Source organism: Nocardia sp. CDC519, assembly GCF_059509835.1.
Map to the genome: position 1 here is coordinate 819,184 of NZ_CM183377.1, position 21,540 is coordinate 840,723.

At 67.0% G+C, this 21,540-nt stretch carries 21 protein-coding genes and 1 tRNA gene; 12 read left to right on the top strand and 10 right to left on the bottom strand.

Annotation, left to right across the window (positions count from 1 at the left end):
• Positions 1-269: 269 nt before the first annotated feature.
• Genes AC5W7N_RS03625 through AC5W7N_RS03635 form a run of 3 tightly spaced genes read left to right on the top strand, consistent with a single transcriptional unit; the run spans position 270 to position 2,551 of the window.
• Positions 270-812 (top strand): DUF309 domain-containing protein, encoded by a 543-nt coding sequence (locus AC5W7N_RS03625; RefSeq protein WP_163813484.1) that lies wholly within the window; start codon positions 270-272, stop codon positions 810-812.
• Positions 813-837: 25 nt separating this feature from the next.
• Entirely contained in the window at positions 838-1,761 is a 924-nt protein-coding gene (gene gluQRS / locus AC5W7N_RS03630; RefSeq protein WP_195020446.1) for a tRNA glutamyl-Q(34) synthetase GluQRS, read from the top strand.
• A gap of 40 nt (positions 1,762-1,801) precedes the next feature.
• Positions 1,802-2,551 carry an RDD family protein gene (locus AC5W7N_RS03635; protein WP_194990496.1) on the top strand — a complete coding sequence of 250 codons (750 nt, stop codon included), beginning with the start codon at positions 1,802-1,804 and terminating at the stop codon, positions 2,549-2,551.
• Between the two features lie 123 nt (positions 2,552-2,674).
• On the opposite strand, the gene AC5W7N_RS03640 is transcribed toward AC5W7N_RS03635, so the two are convergent.
• Positions 2,675-3,265, bottom strand: coding sequence for a DUF4190 domain-containing protein (locus AC5W7N_RS03640; RefSeq protein ID WP_163813487.1), 591 nt, complete (start codon positions 3,263-3,265; stop codon positions 2,675-2,677).
• Positions 3,266-3,293: 28 nt separating this feature from the next.
• Between AC5W7N_RS03640 and AC5W7N_RS03645 the strand changes: the two genes are divergently transcribed.
• Together AC5W7N_RS03645 and AC5W7N_RS03650 are read left to right on the top strand one after the other, a co-directional pair.
• Positions 3,294-4,076 carry a queuosine precursor transporter gene (locus AC5W7N_RS03645; protein WP_163813488.1) on the top strand — a complete coding sequence of 261 codons (783 nt, stop codon included), beginning with the start codon at positions 3,294-3,296 and terminating at the stop codon, positions 4,074-4,076.
• A gap of 63 nt (positions 4,077-4,139) precedes the next feature.
• Positions 4,140-4,445 (top strand): chorismate mutase, encoded by a 306-nt coding sequence (locus tag AC5W7N_RS03650; RefSeq protein ID WP_195020445.1) that lies wholly within the window; start codon positions 4,140-4,142, stop codon positions 4,443-4,445.
• Here AC5W7N_RS03650 and tgt read toward each other — a convergent pair.
• The 5 genes from tgt to AC5W7N_RS03675 all read right to left on the bottom strand — a co-directional run bounded on the left by tgt (position 4,432) and on the right by AC5W7N_RS03675 (position 10,614).
• Positions 4,432-5,685 carry a tRNA guanosine(34) transglycosylase Tgt gene (tgt, locus tag AC5W7N_RS03655; protein ID WP_195020444.1) on the bottom strand — a complete coding sequence of 418 codons (1,254 nt, stop codon included), beginning with the start codon at positions 5,683-5,685 and terminating at the stop codon, positions 4,432-4,434. The two genes, AC5W7N_RS03650 and tgt, sit on opposite strands and share 14 nt — an antisense overlap.
• Before the next feature lie 67 nt (positions 5,686-5,752).
• Positions 5,753-7,663 carry an ABC transporter ATP-binding protein gene (locus AC5W7N_RS03660; protein ID WP_195020443.1) on the bottom strand — a complete coding sequence of 637 codons (1,911 nt, stop codon included), beginning with the start codon at positions 7,661-7,663 and terminating at the stop codon, positions 5,753-5,755.
• On the bottom strand, positions 7,660-9,393 hold the full coding sequence (locus AC5W7N_RS03665) for an ABC transporter ATP-binding protein (protein ID WP_163813492.1): 1,734 nt from the start codon (positions 9,391-9,393) through the stop codon (positions 7,660-7,662). The genes AC5W7N_RS03660 and AC5W7N_RS03665 overlap by 4 nt, the downstream gene beginning before the upstream one ends.
• A gap of 93 nt (positions 9,394-9,486) precedes the next feature.
• Positions 9,487-9,984 (bottom strand): RrF2 family transcriptional regulator, encoded by a 498-nt coding sequence (locus AC5W7N_RS03670; protein ID WP_195020442.1) that lies wholly within the window; start codon positions 9,982-9,984, stop codon positions 9,487-9,489.
• A gap of 36 nt (positions 9,985-10,020) precedes the next feature.
• Positions 10,021-10,614: a TetR/AcrR family transcriptional regulator gene (locus AC5W7N_RS03675; protein WP_163813494.1), complete on the bottom strand. Its 594-nt coding sequence runs from the start codon at positions 10,612-10,614 to the stop codon at positions 10,021-10,023.
• Positions 10,615-10,833: 219 nt separating this feature from the next.
• Here AC5W7N_RS03675 and AC5W7N_RS03680 point away from each other — a divergent pair, with 219 nt between their 5' ends.
• Entirely contained in the window at positions 10,834-13,236 is a 2,403-nt protein-coding gene (locus AC5W7N_RS03680; RefSeq protein ID WP_194990502.1) for an MMPL family transporter, read from the top strand.
• A 187-nt stretch (positions 13,237-13,423) separates the two neighbouring features.
• Here the strand turns inward: AC5W7N_RS03680 and AC5W7N_RS03685 are convergent, their stop codons facing one another.
• A complete protein-coding gene (locus AC5W7N_RS03685) occupies positions 13,424-13,588 on the bottom strand; it encodes a hypothetical protein (protein ID WP_306306367.1) in 165 nt (54 codons plus the stop codon).
• Positions 13,589-13,989: 401 nt separating this feature from the next.
• Between AC5W7N_RS03685 and AC5W7N_RS03690 the strand changes: the two genes are divergently transcribed.
• The gene (locus AC5W7N_RS03690; protein ID WP_195020441.1) at positions 13,990-14,364 is read left to right on the top strand and encodes a VOC family protein; all 375 of its coding nucleotides are present in this window, start codon (positions 13,990-13,992) and stop codon (positions 14,362-14,364) included.
• 58 nt (positions 14,365-14,422) lie between these two features.
• Here the strand turns inward: AC5W7N_RS03690 and AC5W7N_RS03695 are convergent, their stop codons facing one another.
• A complete protein-coding gene (locus tag AC5W7N_RS03695; RefSeq protein ID WP_195006899.1) occupies positions 14,423-15,262 on the bottom strand; it encodes an oxidoreductase in 840 nt (279 codons plus the stop codon).
• Between the two features lie 61 nt (positions 15,263-15,323).
• On the opposite strand from AC5W7N_RS03695, the gene AC5W7N_RS03700 reads away from it, so the two are divergent.
• Positions 15,324-16,223, top strand: coding sequence for a LysR family transcriptional regulator (locus AC5W7N_RS03700; protein WP_195006898.1), 900 nt, complete (start codon positions 15,324-15,326; stop codon positions 16,221-16,223).
• Between the two features lie 7 nt (positions 16,224-16,230).
• Here the strand turns inward: AC5W7N_RS03700 and AC5W7N_RS03705 are convergent, their stop codons facing one another.
• Entirely contained in the window at positions 16,231-16,821 is a 591-nt protein-coding gene (locus AC5W7N_RS03705) for a TetR/AcrR family transcriptional regulator (protein WP_163813499.1), read from the bottom strand.
• Between the two features lie 92 nt (positions 16,822-16,913).
• Between AC5W7N_RS03705 and AC5W7N_RS03710 the strand changes: the two genes are divergently transcribed.
• From AC5W7N_RS03710 to AC5W7N_RS03725, 4 genes are all read left to right on the top strand, one after another.
• Positions 16,914-18,059, top strand: a complete 1,146-nt coding sequence (locus tag AC5W7N_RS03710; RefSeq protein WP_495923251.1) for an FAD-dependent monooxygenase — start codon at positions 16,914-16,916, stop codon at positions 18,057-18,059.
• A 224-nt stretch (positions 18,060-18,283) separates the two neighbouring features.
• Positions 18,284-18,814 (top strand): CAP family protein, encoded by a 531-nt coding sequence (locus AC5W7N_RS03715; protein ID WP_163813501.1) that lies wholly within the window; start codon positions 18,284-18,286, stop codon positions 18,812-18,814.
• Positions 18,815-18,987: 173 nt separating this feature from the next.
• Positions 18,988-20,193, top strand: coding sequence for a cytochrome P450 family protein (locus tag AC5W7N_RS03720; protein ID WP_163813502.1), 1,206 nt, complete (start codon positions 18,988-18,990; stop codon positions 20,191-20,193).
• Positions 20,194-20,291: 98 nt separating this feature from the next.
• On the top strand, positions 20,292-21,350 hold the full coding sequence (locus AC5W7N_RS03725) for a helix-turn-helix transcriptional regulator (protein ID WP_495923253.1): 1,059 nt from the start codon (positions 20,292-20,294) through the stop codon (positions 21,348-21,350).
• A gap of 52 nt (positions 21,351-21,402) precedes the next feature.
• Here the strand turns inward: AC5W7N_RS03725 and AC5W7N_RS03730 are convergent.
• Positions 21,403-21,493 (bottom strand) — tRNA-Ser (locus AC5W7N_RS03730).
• Positions 21,494-21,540: the final 47 nt, after the last annotated feature.

Consider the following 21,540-nt stretch of genomic DNA (forward strand, 5'->3'; position numbering starts at 1 on the left):
GCGAAAACACCCACGTGGGCGGGCCTCGCGCAGTGAACCCTAGCAGGTTCATCCATAGTTTGCCGGTCTCTTGCCCACTACCACAACACTTTTGCCAAGCTTGCGAAGTTTTGTCGTTGCGGAAACATTGCCAGCATCCGGCTTTCTTTCTGGGACGGTTTCGGTAGTTGAAGTATTCATCGGATGTGATTGGACTGTGATCGGTCATAAATGCCCGATCCGATACTCCGCGCGAGCACAACGCCGGACCGGCGTGGATCATGGAGAACATGGTCGAACGCGATCGCGACGCCACAGGTCGCGCCCTCAACGCCCGTCCCCGAGACCGGCTCGGGCGCCCGCTGCCACCGGGTAGCCAGGGTGTTCCCCGAATTCCGGATGACTTGAATCTGCCACCCCAGCAAACTCTCACCTACGCTCAGCAACTACTCGACGACGGCTTGGCATTCAACGCACACGAGGTTTTGGAGGCGGCCTGGAAGAACGGCCCGTTCGCCGAACGGATGCTGTGGCAGGGGCTGGCGCAGTATGCCGTGGGGCTCACCCACATTCAGCGCGGCAACACGAAGGGCGCGCATACCCTACTGGCCCGAGCGATAAACCGGCTTTCGACGTTCGAGGCCGATTTCGAGAGTGATTCCGATTACACCGAAGCCGGTGCGGAAAGTCCCCGATCCTTTCCCTACGGCATCGACGGCGCCGGTTTGATCGCCCACGCACAGAGCCTGCTCGCCGACCTGGAGTCCGGCATGCCGATACCCCAGGACAGGCTGGAGCCGCGCCTGTGCGTCGCGACCTCCCGGCCCGGCTGACCCTGCCGCATCTACCATGACCGGAATGCCGACCGACCTCGCTCCCGCGGGCCGATACGCACCGAGCCCGTCCGGTGACCTGCACCTCGGTAATCTGCGCACGGCCCTGCTGGCCTGGCTCTTCGCCCGCAGCACCGGGCGCAGATTCGTGCTGCGCATCGACGATCTGGATCGGGTGCGCGCGGGCGCCGAAGCCAGGCAACTGGCCGACCTCGCCGCGATCGGCCTGGACTGGGACCCGCCGGTGGTCCGCCAATCCGACCGGCTGCCGCACTACACCGCGGCCATCGACCACCTCACCGCCGCCGGCCTGACATATGAATGCTTCTGTACCAGAAGGGAAATCCAGCAGGCGGCGACCGCACCGCACGGACCGATGGGCGCCTATCCCGGCACCTGCCGCGACCTGACTGAGGCCGAACGCGCGGCCAAACGCGCCGAGGGCAGGCCCGCCGCACTGCGCCTGCGGGCCGCGGTGACCGAGTTCGAGGTGATCGATCAACTGCACGGCCGTTATCGCGGGCCGGTCGACGATGTCGTGCTGCGGCGCGGCGACGGCGTCCCTGCCTACAACCTCGCGGTCGTGGTCGACGATGCCGAACAGGGCGTCGACCAAGTGGTGCGCGGTGACGACCTGCTGCCGTCCACGCCACGCCAGGCCTATCTGGCCACGCTGCTCGACCTGCCGGTGCCGCAGTACGCACATGTTCCGTTGGTACTCAACGACTCCGGGCAGCGATTGGCCAAACGCGACGGCGCGGTGACCCTGGCCGACCGGCACGCCCTCGGCGAGAGCACCGGACAGGTGGTCGCCGCGCTGGCCCGTTCCCTCGGCTTCACCGCGGGCACCGCAGCGGAATTGCTGACCGAATTCGACCCGCTCGAGCTGCCCTCGAAGCCCTGGACGCTCGACCCGGACGGGTTGTTGCCACCCGATCGATGTCCGTAACGTACCCACCGACCGATCTGTCGACGGACGAGGATTACTTATGACAAGCGGTGGGTACGACCCCAACCAGTATCCGCAGGGCGGGCAGCCGTACGGGCAGCAGCAATTCGGGCAGCAGCCACAGTACGGCGAGCAGCCGAAGTACGACCAGCAGCCGCCGCAGCAGCCGTACGGCCAGCCGCAGTTCGGTCAGCAGCAGCCGTACGGCCAGCAGCCGCAGGACCCCTACGCCCAGCAGGGGCAGTACGGGCAGCAGCCGCAGTACGGGCAGCAGCCGTACGGCCAGCAGGATCCGTACCCGCAGCAGCAGTACGGGCAGCAGGGCTACGGACAGTACGGCCAGCAGCCGGGATTCGGTGGGCAGCCGGGTGATCTGCTGACTCGGTTCGGTGCGCGATTCATCGACGCGTTGATCACGATCATCCCGGCATGGTTCGTGAACTTCGTCGTCACACTCGTGATGACGAACTGGTTCGGGATCATTCTCGGTTATCTGCTGTTCGTAGGAATTCCGTCGGCCTACTTCGTACTGTGTGAGATGAACATGGGCACGACGCTGGGCAAGAAGATCCTCGGCCTGCGCGTCATCGCCCCCGGCGGTGCGCCCAAGATCAGCCCCGAGGTGTCGATCAAGCGCAACATCTACCTGATCGTCAACATCATCCCGTGCCTGGGCCAGCTGGCCAGCCTGGGCCTGGCCATCTACATGGCGATCACCATCGAGCAGGACCCGAACAAGCAGGGTTGGCACGACAAGTTCGCCGGCGGGACGCAGGTCGTCAAGGGCTGAGCTGCGGCTACCGGGGCGACTCCCGGTGCCGGACGCAGATGAAGGGGCGCACCGAAACCGGTGCGCCCCTTCATTGTTGCTGTGGTCGGGCGGGCCCGAGTTGTCCGCGGGCCACCGCCGCGACTACGGACCCGCGACGATTCCGATGATATTGAGGATCCACACGATCACACCGAGACCGATGCTCACCGCGCCGACCCAGATCGCGGCCTGGGCGAACCCACGACCCTCCTGGCCGGTCTGGTCGATCTGCTTCTGCGCAACCACACCCAGAATCAGTCCGACCGTCGAGACCACGAACAAACCGCAGCACAGCAGGCCGATGCACGAGGTGATCAGCGCGCCGATCGCCATACCGTTGGTGCCCTGCGGCGGCATGCCGTAGCCGGGGTACCCGGCCTGATACGGGGCTCCGTAGCCCGGCTGCGGATACGGCTGCTGCGCATACGGATCCGGCGCGGGCTGCTGATACGCCGGGTATTGCGGGGCGGCCGGGTATTGGGGCTGCGAACCCGAGGGATACTGCGGCGGCGCGCCCGCGGCCGGCTGGGAGGGATACTGCGGCGCGGCCGGATACTGCTGCTGCCCCGACGGATATCCGGGCTGCTCGGCTGCGGGGTACTGCGGGACCGAACCGGCACCACCTGACTCCGACGACACGCCTTGGCCGCCGTACTGCTTCCACCACTCGTCGGAATCGCCGGGATTGGTCATGGCTACACCATATGGCAAACCTGGTTGGATGAGTCGGGTGAGTGATTCGAACAAACCCGCCGATCACGAGGGGTCTGGGCGCCCCGCGTCGAACCATGCGGCATTCGCCCAGGTCGCGCGGGGCTACTACACCCCCATCGTGGCGCTGTTCACGGCCACGCTGATCATTTCCAACGTCTGCGCGACCAAGGGCGTGCAGTTCTTCTCCGACAAGTCGGTGACGCTCGGGCCGCTCGAGGTGCTGCCCATCTCCACCGACGGCGCGTTCTTCCTCTTCCCGCTGGCCTACATCCTCGGCGACGTACTGAGCGAGGTCTACGGTTTCCGCGCCACCCGCCGCGCCATCTACTACGGCTTCGCCGCGCTCCTGCTGATGGTGGTGTGCTTCGCGATCGCGATCCAACTGCCGCCCGCGGTCTTCTACGAGAACCAGGAGGCGTTCCGCACCGTCCTCGGCACCACGCCGCAGCTGGTGGCCGCCGGGCTGGCCGGGTATTTCGTGGGCCAGCTGCTGAACTCGGCGACGCTGGTGCTGATCAAGGAGCGGACCAAGGAAAAGCACCTGTGGGCCCGGCTGATCGGCTCGACCGTGGTCGGCGAGTTCGCCGATACCCTGATCTTCTGCTCGATCGCCGCCACCGCCATCGGCATCGACAGCTGGCAGCAGTTCATCAACTACCTGATCGTCGGATTCCTCTGGAAGACGCTGATCGAGGTGCTGCTCCTGCCGATCACCTACCGCATCATCGCGGTGCTCAAGAAGCACGAACCCAGCTACGCCCCTGCGGGATCCGACCCGCTGCACGGCTGACGCACCCGGCCCGCGCCCTCGCCCGAGAGCGGGGGCGCGCCGGCGCCGGTAGGGTCGCCGATCATGTCCGATCCTCATACGCTCGACGAAATCCGCACTCGTATCGACGCCATCGATGGCGAGCTGGTCCGACTACTCGCCGACCGGCAGGCGCTGGTCCGCGTCGCCGCCACCTTCAAGTCCGATCATCGGGCGGTACGCGCGCCGGAGCGGGTGGAACGCGTGGTGGCACTGGCTGGTGAGCGCGCCGCGGCGGCCGGACTCGCGCCCGAGGTGGCCGAAGCGGTGTGGCGAGCGATGATCGGGGCGTTCATCGAGCTAGAACTGACCGAGCACGCCGAACTGCACCCGACTACTACGGCGCCTTGATCCGGCCCTGCCAGGTACCCAGGGTCTCGGCCTGGAACTCCTCGAAATACCCGCCCTCGATGCTCTCGCGGATCCGGTCGACCAACCGGATCGTGAAGCGCTCGTTGTGAATCGTGCAGAGGGTGGCGGCCAGCATCTCCTTGGCCTTGAACAGGTGATGCAGGTAGGCGCGGGTGTAGTTGGCGCAGGTGTAGCAGTCGCAGTTCTCGTCGATCGGGGTGAAGTCGCGACGGAACCGGCTGGTGTTGATGTTGAACCGGCCCGCGTCGACGTAGATCGCGGCATTGCGCGCCACCCGCGACGGATTCACGCAGTCGAAGGTGTCGGCGCCGTTGGCGACCGCGGTGAACACGTCCTCCGGTTCGCTGATGCCGAGCATGTGGCGCGGCTTGTGCTCGGGAAGTTCCGCGCTGCACCAGCCGACGATGGTGCCGAGATTGTGCTTCTCCAGTGCGCCGCCGATGCCGTAGCCGTCGAACTCGGTGCCGTCCTGGCCGCGGATGGCTTCGAGTTCGCGGCAGGCCTTGCGGCGCAGATCCTCGTATTGCGCGCCCTGGATCACCGCGAACAGCGCCTGGTACGGGCGGTGGGCGCGGGCGTGCGTGAGCCGTTCGTGCTCGTCGATGCAGCGCTGCGCCCACTCGTGCGTGCGTTGCAGGGATTTCTCCTGGTAGGCCCTGGTATTGAGCAGGGTGGTCAGCTCGTCGAAGGCAAACATGATGTCGGCGCCGAGCTGATGCTGGATGCCCATCGACACCTCGGGGGTGAAGCGGTGCTTCGAGCCGTCCAGGTGCGAGCGGAAGGTGACGCCGTCGTCGTCGACGGTGGCCAGGCGCTCCTTGCCCTTGGCGATGACGTCGTCGCTTCGCACGTCCACCGCCTCCATGGCCAGCACCTTCTTGAAGCCGACGCCGAGCGACATCACCTGGAAGCCGCCGCTGTCGGTGAAGGTCGGGCCCGGCCAGTTCATGAACCGGCCGAGCCCGCCGGCCTCGTCGACGATGTCGGCGCCGGGCTGCAGGTACAGGTGGTAGGCGTTGGCCAGCAGCGCCTGCGCGCCGATCTCACGCATCGTCTCCGGTAGCACGGCCTTGACCGTGGCCTTGGTGCCCACCGGGATGAACGCGGGGGTGGCGATATCGCCGTGCGGTGTGCTGATCACCCCGGTCCGCCCGTACTGCCCGTCGAGACGGGTACCGACGGTGAACGAGAAAGCTGCGCGATCGGACACGCAGCCCATCTTCGCAGCAGGCGCCGCCCATCCCGGCAGGTGGGCGGTGTACTCGGCCCGACCCGATCGCGAATCGCTACGCGTCTGCCGCCGCGGCAGCGAACTGCGCGTTGTACAGCCGGAAGTACGCCCCGCGGTTCTCCAGCAGCCGTTCATGATTGCCGAGCTCCACGATCTGTCCCTTCTCCATCACCACGATGACGTCGGCGTCGCGGATGGTGGAGAGGCGATGCGCGATGACGAAGCTGGTGCGGTCGCGGCGCAGTGCGGCCGTCGCGTGCTGCACCAGCAGTTCGGTGCGGGTGTCGACAGAGCTGGTGGCCTCGTCCAGGATCAGGATCGACGGCTTGGCCAGGAATGCCCTGGCGATGGTGATGAGCTGCTTCTCACCGGCGCTGACCCCGGTGCCCTCCTCGTCGATGACGGTGTCGTAGCCCTCGGGCAGCGCGTGCACGAACCGGTCCACATAGGCGGCGCGGGCAGCGGCGATGATGTCGTATTCGCTGGCATTCGGATTGCCGTAGGCGATGTTCTCCCGGATCGTGCCCTTGAACAGCCAGGTGTCCTGCAACACCATGCCGATCCGCGAGCGCAGATGATCGCGGGTGATATCGGTGATGTCGACGCCGTCGATGGTGATGGTGCCGGCGTCGAGTTCATAGAAGCGCATGAGCAGATTCACCAGCGTGGTCTTGCCCGCGCCGGTCGGGCCGACGATGGCGACCACATGGCCTGGTTCGGCGACCAGCGACAGTCGTTCGATCACCGGCTTGCCCGGCTCGTACCCGAACGACACCGCCTCGAACTCGACCCGCCCGCGATCGACCGGGCGCACGTCCTCCATCACCGGGTCCGGGCTCTGTTCCTCGGCGTCGAGGATCTCGAAGATGCGTTCGGCCGAGGCCACGCCCGACTGCAGCAGGTTCGCCATCGCGCCGATCTGGGTCAGCGGCTGACTGAACTGCCTCGAGTACTGGATGAACGCCTGCACCTCGCCGAGGGAGAGCTGGCCTGTCGCCACCCGCAGCCCGCCGACCAGCGCCACCAGCACGTAGTTCACGTTTCCGAGGAACATGATCGCGGGCATGATCAGGCCGGAGATGAACTGCGCCTTGAAGCTGGACTGGTAGAGCTGCTCGTTGCGCTTGTCGAACTCCTCGGCGACCTCACGGTTGCGGCCGAACGCGGTGACGATCTCGTGACCGGTGTATGCCTCCTCGACCTGCGCGTTCACCAGGCCGGTGTACTTCCACTGGTCGACGAAATGCGGTTTCGAGCGTTTGGCGATCTGGGTGGTGACGACGATCGCGGCGGGCACCGTCAGCAGGGCGATCAGCGCGAGCAGCGGCGAGATCCAGAACATCATCACCAGGATGCCGAGCACCGAGAACACCGAGTTCAGCAGCTGACTCATGGTCTGCTGCAAGCTCTGCGAGACATTGTCGACGTCATTGGTGACCCGGCTGAGCACATCGCCGCGCGGGGCGGAATCGAAGTAGCGCAGCGGCAGCCGGTGGATCTTGTCCTCGACATCGCTGCGCAAGCGCTTGACCGTGCGGTTGATGACGTTGTTGAGCAGGTAGCCCTGCAACCAGCTGAACAGCGACGCACCGATATAGAGCACCAGCACCAGCATCAGCACCCGGCCGACCGCGTCGAAATCGACACCGACACCGGGCACCACATCCATGCCGGCGAGCATGTCGGCGAGGGTGTTGTCGCCCTGGGCGCGCAGGCCCTCGATGGCCTGCTCTTTGCTGATGCCCTCGGGCAACTGCTTGCCGACGACGCCGTCGAAGACCAGGTTGGTGGCCTGGCCGAGGATGTAGGGGCCGAGGGTGTTGAGCACCACCGACACGATCACCAGCGTCACGATCGCGATGACGTTGGCCCGCTCCGGAGCGAGCCTGCGCAGCAGCCGCTTCAGTGACGGCCCGAAGGATTTCGGCCTGCTGTCCGGCGCGCCCGGAACCGCCCCCGGCCTCATCGGGCCTCCTCCACGCTCAGCTGCGATTCGACGATTTCCTGGTATTCCGAGCAGTCGCGCAGCAATTGCTCATGCGTGCCGATGCCCGCCATGGCGCCGTCTTCGAGGACGACGATCTGGTCGGCATCGCGGATGGTGGCGATGCGCTGGGCCACGATGATCACCGAGGCGTCGCGGGTCTCCGGGCGCAGCGCTTCCCGCAGCCTGGCGTCGGTGGCGACGTCGAGCGCGGAGAACGAATCGTCGAACAGGTAGATGCGCGGCTTGCGGACCAGGGCGCGGGCGATGGCCAGGCGCTGGCGTTGCCCACCGGAGACGGTGGTTCCGCCCTGCGCGACCGGGGTTTCCAGGCCCTGGGGCATCTCCCGGACGAAGTCGGCGGCCTGGGCGATCTCCAGACAGCGCCACAGCTCGTCGTCGGAGGCGTCGGGATTGCCGTAGCGCAGATTGCTGGCGATGGTGCCGGAGAACAGGTACGCCTTCTGCGGCACCAGGCCGATCTGGCCGCGCAGTTGTTCCAGATCGAGATGGCGCACATCGGTGCCGCCGACGTACACCGCGCCATCGGTGACGTCGATCAGGCGCGGGATCAGGTTGATCAGGGTGGTCTTGCCCGCACCGGTGGAGCCGACGATGGCGGTGGTCTGGCCCGGGCCCACCCGGAAGCGGATTCCGTGCAGCACCGGTTTCTCCGCGCCGGGATAGCTGAACTCGGCGAATTGGACGTCGACCTCGGCCGGATCACCGCGGAACGGTTGCGGGTTCGCCGGTGGGTGCACCGAGGAGCGGGTCTGCAGGACCTCGCCGATGCGGTCGGCGGAGACGGCGGCACGCGGGGCCATCATGGCCAGGAACGAGGCCATCATCACCGCCATCAGGATCTGCATGATGTAGGCGAGCAACGCGGTGAGCGAGCCGATCTGCATTTCGCCCGAATCGACCAGGTGCCCGCCGAACCAGATGACGGCGACGGCGGTGAGGTTGCTGATCAGCATGACCGTCGGGAACATCAGCGCCATCAGCCGGCCCACCCGCAGCGAGGTGTCGGTGAGTTCGGTGTTGGCCACCCCGAAACGCCAGGTCTCCTGCCGTTCCCGGACGAAGGCGCGCACCACCCGGATGCCGGTGATCTGCTCGCGCAGCACCCGGTTCACCCCGTCGATCCTGGCCTGCATCTCCCGGAAGCCGGGCACCATCCTGGCGATGATCAGCGCCATGCTCAGCCCGAGCGCCGGCACCGCGATCAGCAGCACCCAGGACAGTTTCAGGTCTTCGCGCAGCGCCATGATGATGCCGCCGATACACATGATCGGGGCCATGACCAGGATCGTCGCCGCCATCACGATCAGCAGCTGCACCTGCTGGACGTCGTTGGTGTTGCGGGTGATCAGCGACGGTGCGCCGAAGCCGCCGACCTCGCGCGCGGAAAAGGTGCCGACCCGATGCAGCAGCGCACCGCGCAGGTCGCGTCCGCCGCCCATCGCGGCCTGTGCGGCCAGATAGACCGAGGAGGCCGAGGCCACGATCTGCACGCCGGTGACCACGAGCATCCACAGTCCGGTGCGCCAGATGAAGCCGATATCGCCCTTGGTGACGCCCTCATCGATGATGTCGGCGTTCAGGCTCGGCAGGTAGAGCATCGCGATGACCGAGATCAACTGCAACGCGACCACTCCGGCGAGCTGCGCTCGATAAGGAGCCAGGTAGGTGCGAAGCAGTGAGATCAACATGATGAATGGAGGCTACCGGCATTTCCGCGGGCGTGACGAGCACATTTGTTTCGGACTGGTCGAGTGTCCGAACTGTCCGGAAACGGCGCGGGATCAGGCGCGGCCGAGCAGTTCCTGATCGTCACGGGGCTCGCGGCGAACCCAGGCGCCGGGGTCGGCGGTGAGCGCGTCGATGAATCCGGGCAGCCGGTTCTCGGCGATATCGGCGATCGAGACGTCCTCGAGGACGGCGCGGATATTGACCCGCAGCGCGATCCACACCCGCTGCAGGGGTTCGGCCGCGCCCGGATAACGCACGTCCTCTGGCCGCTCACCGCGTACCGACGCCAGCGGGCCTTCGATGCCGCGGATGACATCGGCGATGGAGATCGCGGCGGCCGGGCGCGCCAGCCGGTAGCCGCCGTCCGGGCCGCGCCTGCTGGTCACCAGGCCCGCCCGGCGCAACTCGGCCAGCACCCCTTCGAGCACCTTCGGGGCGATGCGCTGCGCCGAGGCGATGGCCTCGGCCTTCACCGCCGCGCCGGTGCCCGCCGCGTCGGCGATCTCGAGCAGCGTTCGCACCGCGTGATCGACCTTCGCGGTGATGTGCACTCCTGCTCCTGACGTATCCGATTGACGGCGTCGAATCTACGCGGTCCGGTGCGCGATCAGGACGCAGGTGGCGGCATCCAGGAGTGTCTTTTCCACCAGCTCGTCCGGCGCGTCCGGCACCACCTCGGTGGACAGCAGCGCCACGCCGAGGATCTCCAGCGCGGCGCTGGCCCGCAGCAGCGCCTCGTCGGTGGGATCGGGCCCGGCCAGCCAGTGCCGCAGCTGCCTGGTGCTCTCGGCGACGTCGGGGTAGCGGTCGGCCATCGCGTTCACGATCGCGACGGTGTCCCGCATGCACATGGCGCCGGCGTCACGGTGGCGGACCATGCCGCGGACGTAGGTGCGCAGCACGGCGCGGATGCCTTCGGGGTTGTAGGGGACGGCGTCGATGTCTTCGACCACCGACCGCATGTGGTCGATCACCGGATCGATGATCGCCAGCAGCAGATCGAGCTTGGAAGCGTAGTGATAGTAGAGCGAGGCCTTTGTGATTCCCACCGCATCCGCGACTTCGCGCAGGCTCGTCTGCTCGAAACCTTTATGGGTGAACAGTTCGACGGCGGCGTCTCGGATGGCCTGTTTAGTGCCTCCACCTGCGACAACGGCGTCCGTCGACTCACGGATGGTCATGGGATGATCCTCTCATCACTGTTCTGCCCGGCTCCGGGTGCCCGAGATATTGAGGTTGTGCCTCCGGTTAGTTCCTACGGTAGTCTACCTACCGCACGGTAGGCAGAGCGCGTCAATTGGAGGCGGGGACGGCAAGCACCCGCGGCAGAGGTGCTGTCTACACGCTCCAGCAATTGAATCGATCCCAAGCAAGCCCAGCGATAGCTAGGAGAGACCCCCGTGTCCGTTTATCTATACCGATGGGGAAAGTTCGCTTTCCGCCGGAAATGGATAGTGCTGCCCGTCTGGCTGCTCCTGTTGGTGCTGCTCGGCGGGGCCGCGGCCAGCCTGGCGAAGCCGTTCCAGGACAAGTTCGACATGCCCGGTCTGCCGTCCGAGCGCGCCACCGAGATCCTCGAAGAGCACATGCCGCAATACGCGGAGGGCTTCAGCATCGACGCGATCACCGCGACCTACGTGATCGCCGCCAAGGACGGCAAGCTCTCCGATCCCAACAACATGGCCGCCCTCGACGCGATGGTGCAGAAGTTCAACGCGCCGAAGCTTGGTGACCAGGAGATCGTCGATCACAGCCAGCCGATCGTGAACCCGGTCACGGCCACGCAGATGATGCCTGCCAGCCCGGAGGCCGCCAAGCAGCAGGCCGAGGCCATGGCCGCGCTGGAACCCGGCCAGACCCCGCCGATCCCCTCGCCCAACTGCCTCGACAATCCGGAGGCGCCCGATTTCCAGGGCATGTGCTCCGGTGCGCCGCTGAATGTGCTCAACGAGCAGAAGCCGGGCACCGTCGCCGTCATCACCGTGCCGTTCACGATGGCGGAGTTCTCCGACGTCAAGCCCGAGCACCGCGAGGCCGCCGAGGCCGTGGCCGAGCAGGCCCGTGAGGCCGGCCTGACCGTCGAGATGACCGGTGTGCTCGCCCAGGAACAGCCCGAGCAGGGCACCGCCGAGATGATCGGCATCGGCGTCGCGCTGATCGTGATGATCATCGCCTTCGGCGCGCTGATCGCGGCATTCGTCCCGATCATCACCGGCATCGTCGGCGTCGGCGCGGCCGGCCTGGTGATCGTGATGGGCACCTCGCTCACCGCGGTCCCGACCTTCACGCCGATCCTGGCGTCCATGATCGGTCTGGCGTTGTCGATCGACTACGCGCTGTTCATCGTCTCCCGGTACAAGCACGAACTCGTCGTGCAGGATTCGCCGGAGGAGGCCGCCGGTGTCGCGGTCGGCACCGCGGGTTCGGCGGTCGTGTTCGCCGGCCTGACCGTGCTCATCGCCCTGCTCGGCCTGAGCATCGTCGGCGTCAGCTTCCTGACCGCCATGGGTATCGGTGGCGCGATCGCCGCCGCGTTCGCCGTCGTCACCGCGATCACCCTGCTGCCGGCGCTGATGGGCGCGTTCGGCCGGTTCCTGTTCAAGCCGAAGGTTCCGTTCGTCGCCAAGCACGATCCCGAGGACGACACCTCGGTCACCAACGGCATGCGCTTCGCCAAGCTCATCGCCAAGGCTCCGGCCGTCACGCTGGCCTTGTGCGTGGTGGTGCTCGGTGCGCTCGCCGCGCCGGCGCTGAACCTGAACCTCGGCCTGCCCGGCGGTGACAGCGCGCCGAAGGATTCGTCGATGCGCAAGGCCTACGAGCTGCAGACCGAAGGCTTCGGCGAAGGCAAGAACGGCATGCTCGTGGTGGCCGTCGACCTGTCCGAGGTGCCGCAGGAGCAGCGCGACCCCGCGCTGACCGAGCTGCGCGACCGGCTCGCCGGTTACGAGGACATGGACTACCTGACCAATGCTCAGCCGAGCGAGGACGGGCAGGCGGCGCTGTTCATGGCGGTGCCGAAGTCCGGTCCCAACAGTGCGGCCACCCAGGATCTGGTCGCCCAGGTGCGCGATGCCGAGGGTGAGTTCACCTCGAAGTACGGCATGGAATACGGCATCACCGGCGAAACCGCGATCTACGCCGACGTCAACCACGTGCTGCTCGCCAGCATCGTGCCCTACCTGGCGATCGTGGCCGGCGCGGCGTTCCTGCTGCTGGTGCTGGTGTTCCGCTCGATCCTGGTGCCGCTGACCGCCGCGCTCGGGTTCCTGTTGTCGATGGCGGCCACCTTCGGTGTCACCGTGCTGTTCTTCCAGGAGGGCGCGCTCGGGCTCATCGAGGACACCCATCCGATCATCAGCTTCCTGCCCATCATGTTGATCGGCATCGTGTTCGGTCTCGCGATGGACTACCAGGTGTTCCTGGTGACGCGCATGCGTGAGGAATTCGTGCGCGGCAAGTCGCCGAAGGACGCGATGATCGACGGCTACCACCACGGTGCGCGCGTGGTCACCTCGGCCGCGGTCATCATGATCTCGGTGTTCGCCGGGTTCATGCTGTCGCCGGACATCACCTCGAAGTCCATGGGCTTCGCGATGGCGGCGGGCGTGTTCTTCGACGCCTTCCTGGTCCGGATGGTGCTGATCCCGTCGCTGCTGGTGCTGATGGGCAAGTGGGCCTGGTGGCTGCCCGCCTGGCTGGAGCGCATCCTGCCCGACATCGACGTGGAGGGCACCAAGCTGCGCGAACTGCAGCAGCGCGATGCCGACGCGGCGAAGAAGCCGGTGCAAGCCGGAGTCTGATCACGCGGCACAACACATCACGACGAACCCCGTCCGGCACACCAGCCGGGCGGGGTTCGCCCGTCTTTGCTCTGACGTCGACGCGACCGACGGCACCTCGCGCGGGACGGCGAAGAAGCCGGAGACGCCCGGTCTCCGTCGACTCATGCCCGCGGACCGGAGGGACGCGGCCGGACGGCCGGCCGAGCTACTGGCTCGGTTCGGGCAATGTGCAGTGCTCGACCCTCGGATTGAGACCCGCGTAGTTGAGCGGACCCGAGACGACGGTCAGCGCGATGGTGGCGAAATCGCGGCATTGGGCCGGGGCGGCGGTGAAATAGTCGCGCTGAAATGCGGCGACGAATCCGATCACCAACCACAGCGTAAACAACAAACTCAGCAAACTCGCACCGAAACCACGAGACGATCGGGCGCGAATGGAGGGCTCGCGCATGGCAATCGTTCCTTCCATCTCCGAGTACCCAGGGAGTACCCGGTGCGGTGCCCGGCTATCACCGTGCTGCCGGACGGGCGGTTGTCACCACTGCGGCCGAACGCACTACCGCGATTTCCTGGCGGCCGGATCGTCCCGGCCGATCGACTGTTCGGCAGCGTGCTCGCGCCCCTGTTCAGCGAAGGCGCTGCCTCCAGTATTCAGCCCGAGGGGGCTGCGGCCAAGGTCTCGAACCCGCCGACGGCCGCGGCGGCAGCGGTTACCGGTGGTCCGAACGGGTAGCCCTTCGGTGATCACCCGCCTCGGAGAAGGAGACGAGCATGGCAGCGACGGGCGTCGTCGGCTTACGCACGGTGGTGCTGGATTGCCCCGAACCACGTGAACTGGCCGAGTTCTATTTGCGCCTACTCGGTGGGGAAATCATCGAACCGGAAAGCGACGACACCTGGGTGGCGATGGTCGAACCGCAGGGCTGCCGCCTGGCCTTCCAGCTCGCGCCCGAATATGAGCCGCCACATTTCCCCGACCCGAAGGCCTCCCAACAGATCCACCTCGACATCCTGGTCACCGATATCGATGTCGCCGAGCCGGCCGTGCTGGCCGCGGGCGCGAAATTCGTGCAGGCGGCCGAGAATTTCCGGGTGTACACCGACCCGGTGGGACATACGTTCTGCCTGGTGTGGTTGCCGGGATGATTCCGGGACCGCAGGCTCGGGCTGATCTCGAGTCGGCGATCCCGGCGCATGCCATCCGCTACTCGTCGAACGCGGTATCGCGGGCGAGCTTTTCCCACTGGTCCAGTTCGGCGCGTACACCGTCGAGGTGGCCGACGATGGCGTCGACGGCGTCGCTGCCCAGCGGCAGGCGCAGCGGGGTCTGTTCGGAGTTCAGCGCGGTGATGATCGCAGCGGCCGCCTTCGCTGGATCCCCGGCCTGCGCACCGTCGCCGCTGTGCACGAATTCCTTTGTCGCGCCGACAGTATCGGCGTAGGCCGGGTGGTCGGCGCTGAAGTAGGCGGCGTTCTTACCGAACAGGTTGGTGCGGAACGAGCCCGGCTCCACGACGAGCACCTTGATGCCGAAGCCCTTCACTTCGTCGGCGAGCGCTTCCGAGAGCCCTTCCAGCGCGAATTTCGTTGCGCTGTAGGCACCGAACCCGGCGAACGACATCTGCCCGCCCATGCTGCTCAGATTCACGATGGCGCCGCTGCGACGTTCCCGCATGGACGGCAGCACCGCGCGGGTGAGCGCGGCCGGGCCGAAGAAGTGCACGTCGAACAGGTCGCGTAATTCGGCGTCGGTGGTCGCCTCGACGGCGCCGACCTGCGTGCGGCCGGCATTGTTGACCAGCACGTCGATGCGGCCGTGCCGGGCCAGGACGTCGGCGATCACGTCCTGCGCGCGAGCGGCATCGGTGACGTCGAGCCGGACCGGATCGACCTGATCGGGGTGCGCGGCCACCAGCGCGTCGAGAGCTTCGGGGCGGCGCACGGCCGCGACGACGGTATCGCCCGCCGCGATCGCCGCTTCGGTGAGCGCGCGGCCGAATCCGCTTGTCGCGCCGGTGATCAGCCAAACCTTGGGTTCGTTCATGGATCCATCCTGGCCCGCTGCCGCACCACCCGTCCAAGACCCGTTGTGATAACCATTGGTTATGGACGTCCACGGCCGGGACCTCGGCTACTTCGTCGCGGTCGCCGAGGAACTGCACTTCGGCCGCGCCGCCGAACGGCTGTTCATCTCTCAGCCAGCACTGAGTAAGCAGATCCGCGCCCTCGAACGTCAGCTGGGCGCCCCGCTGTTCGATCGCGACCGGCGAACCGTCACGCTGACACCGGTCGGCCTGGCTCTACTCCCCCATGCCCGCACCATCCTCGCCGAATGGACCACCGCCCGCGCCGCCGTCGACGCCGCGAAAACCACCCAGGCGGCGACGCTTGTCATCGGCATGAGCACCAGCCCAGGCCGCGGCCTGCTGCCCGCCATCCGCTCCCGCGTGACCGAGCGCTTCCCGCAGATCAGCATCACCTTGCGGCAGATCGCATGGGGCGATCCCACCGCCGGGCTCGGCGACGGCAGCACGGACGTGGCGTTCGTCTGGTTGCCGCTGCCGGAGCAGCACCGCTTCGACACCGTGGTCGTGGCCCGCGAGCCGCGCACTATCGCACTGCCCGCCTCGCATCGGCTGGCCGAGCGGGAGTTCATCGACTTCGCCGACGTCATCGACGAACCCTTCCTCGCGCTGCCACCGGAAGCGGGCGCGCTGCGCGACTACTGGCTGGCCATGGATTCCCGTGCCGGGCGCCCGCCCACGATCGGCGCGGAGATCACGAGTGCCGAGGAAACCTACGAGGCGGTCGCGGCGGGACTCGGCCTGGTGCTGCTCGCCGCAGGCAATGCCCCGTTGATCGCCCGCGACGACGTGGTGGTGCGCCCCATCCACGGCGTGACGCCTGCCGAACTCGCCGTCGCGCATCGCCGGGACGACCACCGTCCGCTGGTACTCGGGTACATGGCGGCGGCGCGCCGGGCCACCGAGGGCCGAGCGTCGTAGCCGGTCACTATTCGCCGGCGGCGAGCCGCTCGATGTCGGCGTCGAGATCAGGTGTTCCGGTGAGATAGCGCTGAAGCGTGGGCCCGATCCACGCGATGATCTCCTGCCTGGTCATCGCCGCCAACGGCGGGAACGCCAGCACGAAACGTCCGAGTGCCATCCCGAGGATCTGCGAGGCCGCCAGCCCGGCGCGCAGCGGCACCTGCCGCGGGTCGTCGACGGCGCGGGCGATCACGGGGGCCAGCTGGGCGGCGAAGATCGAGCGCATCCGCTCGGCCGCGGATTCGTTGGTCACCCCGGCGCGCAGCAGGATCAGCAGGGCTTCATCGCGCTCCCAGCGTTCCAGGAAATGCGCGACGACGGTGGCGCCGAGCCGTTCCCGCGGCACCGCCGACAGGTCGGGTAGTTCGAGATCGAATTCCACGGCTGCCGCGAACAGCCGTTCCTTGTTGCCGTAGTAGCGCATGACCATCGCCGGATCGATGCCCGCGTCGGCGGCGATGGCGCGGATGGTCGCGCGGTCGTATCCGTCGGCGGCGAACCGTTCCCTGGCCACCGCGAGGATGACGGCCTTCGTTTCCTCCGCTGATCGTCTCATGTCAACGAGTGTAGGCCAACAACTGTTGACATAGCGAATTCATGCCTCTACCTTGAATGCCAACAGTTGTTGACTTTCTCAGGAGGACCGCAATGACGAACTCCAACACCGACGTACTGATCGTCGGAGCCGGACCGGCAGGGCTCACCGCGGCAGTCGTTCTCGAACAGCTCGGCCACCATGTGGTGATCGTCGACAGCCAGAGCGAAGGCGCGAACACCTCGCGCGCCGCCGTCGTACACCCGCGCACGCTCGAACTGCTCGAGCCCTACGGCGTGACATCCGCCCTCGTCGCCCGCGGCCTGCACACCCCGACCTTCACCATCCGCGACCGCGATCAGCTGCTGATCGCCGTCCCGTTCAGCGACCTCCCCACCGCCTACCCGTACACCCTGATGATTTCCCAGGCCGATACCGAAAAGTTCCTGCTGAAGCGGCTTTCCGAACTCGGCGGCACGGTGCTTCGGCCCGCCACCGTCACCGATATCACCCAGGATGCCGACGGCGTCACCGCGATCCTGGACGACGGCAAGCAGATCCGCGCCCGCTACCTGATCGGCGCCGACGGCATGCACAGCCTGGTGCGCGAACAGGCGGGCATCGGTTTCGACGGCGGCACCTACGCCGAATCGTTCACCCTCGCCGACGTCCGCCTGTCCGGCGGCGTCCCGCGCGACGAGGTGATCCTGTACTTCTCCCCCGCCGGACTGGTCGTCGTCGCACCGCTGCCCGACAACATGTTCCGCATCGTCGCCACCGTCGACGAAGCACCCCACGACCCCGATATCGCCTTCGTGCAGCGCCTGCTGGACGAACGCGGCCCGCGAGCCCACCGCGCAGTGGTCGAGGAAGTGCTCTGGGGCTCCCGTTTCCGGGTCCACCACCGCATCGCCGATACCTTCCGGCACGGACGAATCCTGCTGGCGGGCGACGCGGGGCATGTGCACTCACCGGCCGGCGGACAAGGCATGAACCTCGGTATCGAGGACGCGATCACCTCCGCCGAGGCGCTGTCGCAGGTGCTGGGCGGCGCCCCCGACGCCATCCTCGACGAACTCGCGACCGGCCGCCGAAGCACGGCCGAAGCAGTGGTTTCCATCGCGAGCCGTCTCACCGACGTCGCCACCGTTTCCGCGAAGCTGCGCCCCTTCCGCAACGCGGCGATGCGCCTCGCGGGCAAACTCCCCGCCGTCCGCCACCGCCTGGCCTGGCAGCTGTCCGGCCTGAACCGCCGCTGACGACGTCACCGGAACCCGAGGGCGTCCGTCCCGGTCACGCTCCTGGCTGTCGGCGCATCGAGACGGGCGCACGAGTCATCGAGACAGGCTCAGGAGGCAGATTCCGGTCTGCGCGGCACGGGACAACGGTATGCTCAGCTCGGACCGAATCGCTTCGGGCCGTTCATGTTCCAGTGTTCTCTGGTCGTTTCTCATCGAGCTCTGCTCTACACCGGGAGGTTGTCGTGCGTGCTGGACGGTTGTGGTCGGCTGTCGCCGCTGGTGTGCTCACCGTGCTGGTCACCGGCACGGGACCGGCTGTCGGACAAGAGCAGTACGCACAGGCGGGCCTCGATGCGCACAACAGATACCGGGCCAGGCACGGCTCGCCGCCCATGACGCTGGTCCAGGATCTGGTCGGCAAGGCGGGGCAGTGCGCCGTGTACTACGTCGACAAGGGCCAGATAGACCACTCGTGTCCGTACAAGAGCGGTGCCGGGGAGAACCTCTACATGGCCTACGGTGGCACGGCGGACGGGGTTCAGCACGTCCGGACCGCTGTCCAGATGTGGTACGACGAGGTCAAGGACTATGACTACGCGAAGCCGGGTTTCGCCATGAACACCGGCCATTTCACGCAGGTCGTGTGGAAGGCGAGCACCCGCCTCGGCATCGGGTTCGCCACCAAGAACAACAAGCACATCGTCGTCGCCCTCTACCTCGAGCCCGGCAACGTCTCCGGACAGTTCGAGCAGAACGTGCCGCGCCCGCGCTGAGAGCTGCCGAGGCTGGCCGGGCTACGGCGCCGGATTTTCGATTCGCGACAGCGGATTTCGCTGCGGGGCAGAGAATCCCGATCGAGTGGTTGCGCGGCCTGGTCGCGGCCCACACTCGTCGAGCGCCCATCGACGCGCGCAGTCAGAGGCCGATCACAGCACCGGAGAACCGCATGACCGAGTCCCTCATCCAACTGCCCACCGCGGGCGAACCAGTAATCGACACCTTCGACCGGATGATCCGAACGGGGCCGATCGTGCCCTACGAACTGCCGGGCGGCGTTCGGGCGTGGATGGCGGTCAGCCATCAGGCGGTGACCGAGGTCCTGGCCGGTGACGGCACGGTGTTCAGCAAGAGCACGAAGAACTGCCCCGCGATGCACGACGGTACGGTTCCCGCCGACTGGCCGCTGCGGGTACTGACCGACGCCGACCACCTGCTCAACAAGGACGGCGCCGACCATCTGCGGATGCGCCGGGCCATCGCCCGCGCCTTCACCCCGGCCCGGGTCGCTCAGCTCGAACCCCGAATCCGGCAGCTCACCAACGACCTGATCGACAACTTCGCCGACCAGCCGGAGGTCGACCTCGTCGACAGCTTCACGATGCCGTTGCCGGTCGGGGTGATCTGCGAACTGTTCGGCGTCCCCGCCGGCGATCGGCCGAAGTTCCGCGGCTGGACCGCCACCCTCATCTCGCACACCAGCACCGGCGAGCAGACCCAGGCGGCCATGCAGGAAATGGTGGGATACCTGACCGGGTTGATCGCGGACAAGCACAACGACCCGGGTGACGATCTCACCTCGGATCTGGTGCGGGCCCAACCCGAACACGGACTCGCCGACGCCGAGCTGGTGGAGATGCTGTGGATCATCATCGTCGCCGGACACGAGACCACGATGCATCTGCTCGGCAACGCGGTGGTGGCGCTGCACACCTTCCCCGAACAGCTCGCGGCGGCCCGCGCCGGTGATCGGTGGGCCGATGTGGTCGAGGAGACCCTGCGCTACCGGAACGCGGCGTGCGCCATGTTCAATCGCTATGCCCTGCACGATGTTCGGATCGCCGGGGTCGACATCCCCGCCGGTGCGATCGTCGGCTGGTACGCCGGTGTGGGCCGCGATCGGCAGAAGTACCCGGACGCCGACGTCTTCGACATCGATCGCGACCACTCGGATCAGCTCGGCTTCGGGCGCGGCCCGCACTTCTGCCTCGGCGCCCACCTGGCCAGGCTGGAGTCGCGCATCGCGCTGGCCACGTTGTTCGACCGGTTCCCGCAGCTGCGCCTGGCCTGCGCGCCGGCCGAGATCCCGTATGCGCCGCAGTTCATGACCAATGGTCCGCTCTGCGTTCCGGTTCAGCTCCGATCCGTTGACTGAGCGGGCGACGTCCCGCGGGCGGGGAGATGCGAGAATTTTGTCCGACCACCGCTGAGCGGACACGTGGAGATCATCATCAGAGCGACCGAGTTTCCGGCATGCGGTATTCCGAGCTGACCGTGGCGAGCACGGCGGTGTGGACCGAGGTCACCGACCATTTCCTCACCGCCGAGCACCGGTACCGCGACCCGGCCAACTGGTGGGCGCGGATCACGGTGCAAGAAACCTCGGGCTACACCCTGCTGCGCGCACAACAGCGCGGCGACCATCTGATGAACCGCAGCCGCTCCCATATCCGGCGCGGCCCGGCCGATCACTGCTGGATCGTGTTCCCGGAGCAGGGTGAATACGTCATCCAGCAGCCCGAGCGGCTGGTCCGGGTGCCGCCGCGGCACGGCTTCGTCCTCGAGCTGGACCTGGCCTGCCGCGTCCTGTTACCCGTCTCGACGGCGTACGCGCTGCTGCTGCCACGCGCGCAACTCCAACAGCGGTTGTCCGCCTGCGGTGCCTCCGGCACGGTGCTCGATATGTCGACCGCGCTCGGCCAGGTGGTGCTGAGCATGCTCAGCAGCACCCTCGCCGGTCGATCGAACCTGACGGCATTGGAATTCGACGCCGTTTGCGATCGGGCCACCGAGCTGCTCGGCCTGATGCTCGTCGGCGACGTCGGGCCGCAGCAGGCCAACGCGGCCGAAATGATCGATGCCATCCGCGCTTTCGTGCGAAAGAACCTCGGTTCCGGTGACGTCCGGCTGCCCGCTGTCGCCCATGCGCTCGGCTGGTCGCCGAGGCAACTGCGGTCGGTGCTGCATCACACCGGTATCACCTACCGGGATCTGCGGCGCACCGAAGCCCTGCGCGCGGCCCGTGATCTGCTGGCGCGGCCCGGGCCGCTGTCCATCGGCGAGGTCGCCGCGCGCTGCGGGTTCACCAGCGCCGGTTTCTCGACGGCGTTCAAATCCGAATACGGCGAAACGCCACGGAACTTTCGCCGGCGGCGGTTGTCCGAGCAACTCGCGATGAGTTGGCTGGCGAAGGGCATCGCTCAGGCCGAGGCGGGACAGGCCACCGGGCGGGAACTCATCGACGCCGACGATCCCGCAACGTCCGAGGGTGACAATGACATTGTCGTTGCCTGCCGCGGTCACTACGACTAGTCGATCCACCTCGGACCAGAAAAGCCCCTCACCGAACAGGTGAGGGGCTTTATGGCGGTGGCGGAGGGATTTGAACCCTCGGAGGGGGGTTACCCCTCACACGCTTTCGAGGCGTGCTCCTTAGGCCGCTCGGACACGCCACCGCCGACTAGGCTACCGGATGCCTCGCGGATCGCTAAATCGGCAGGTC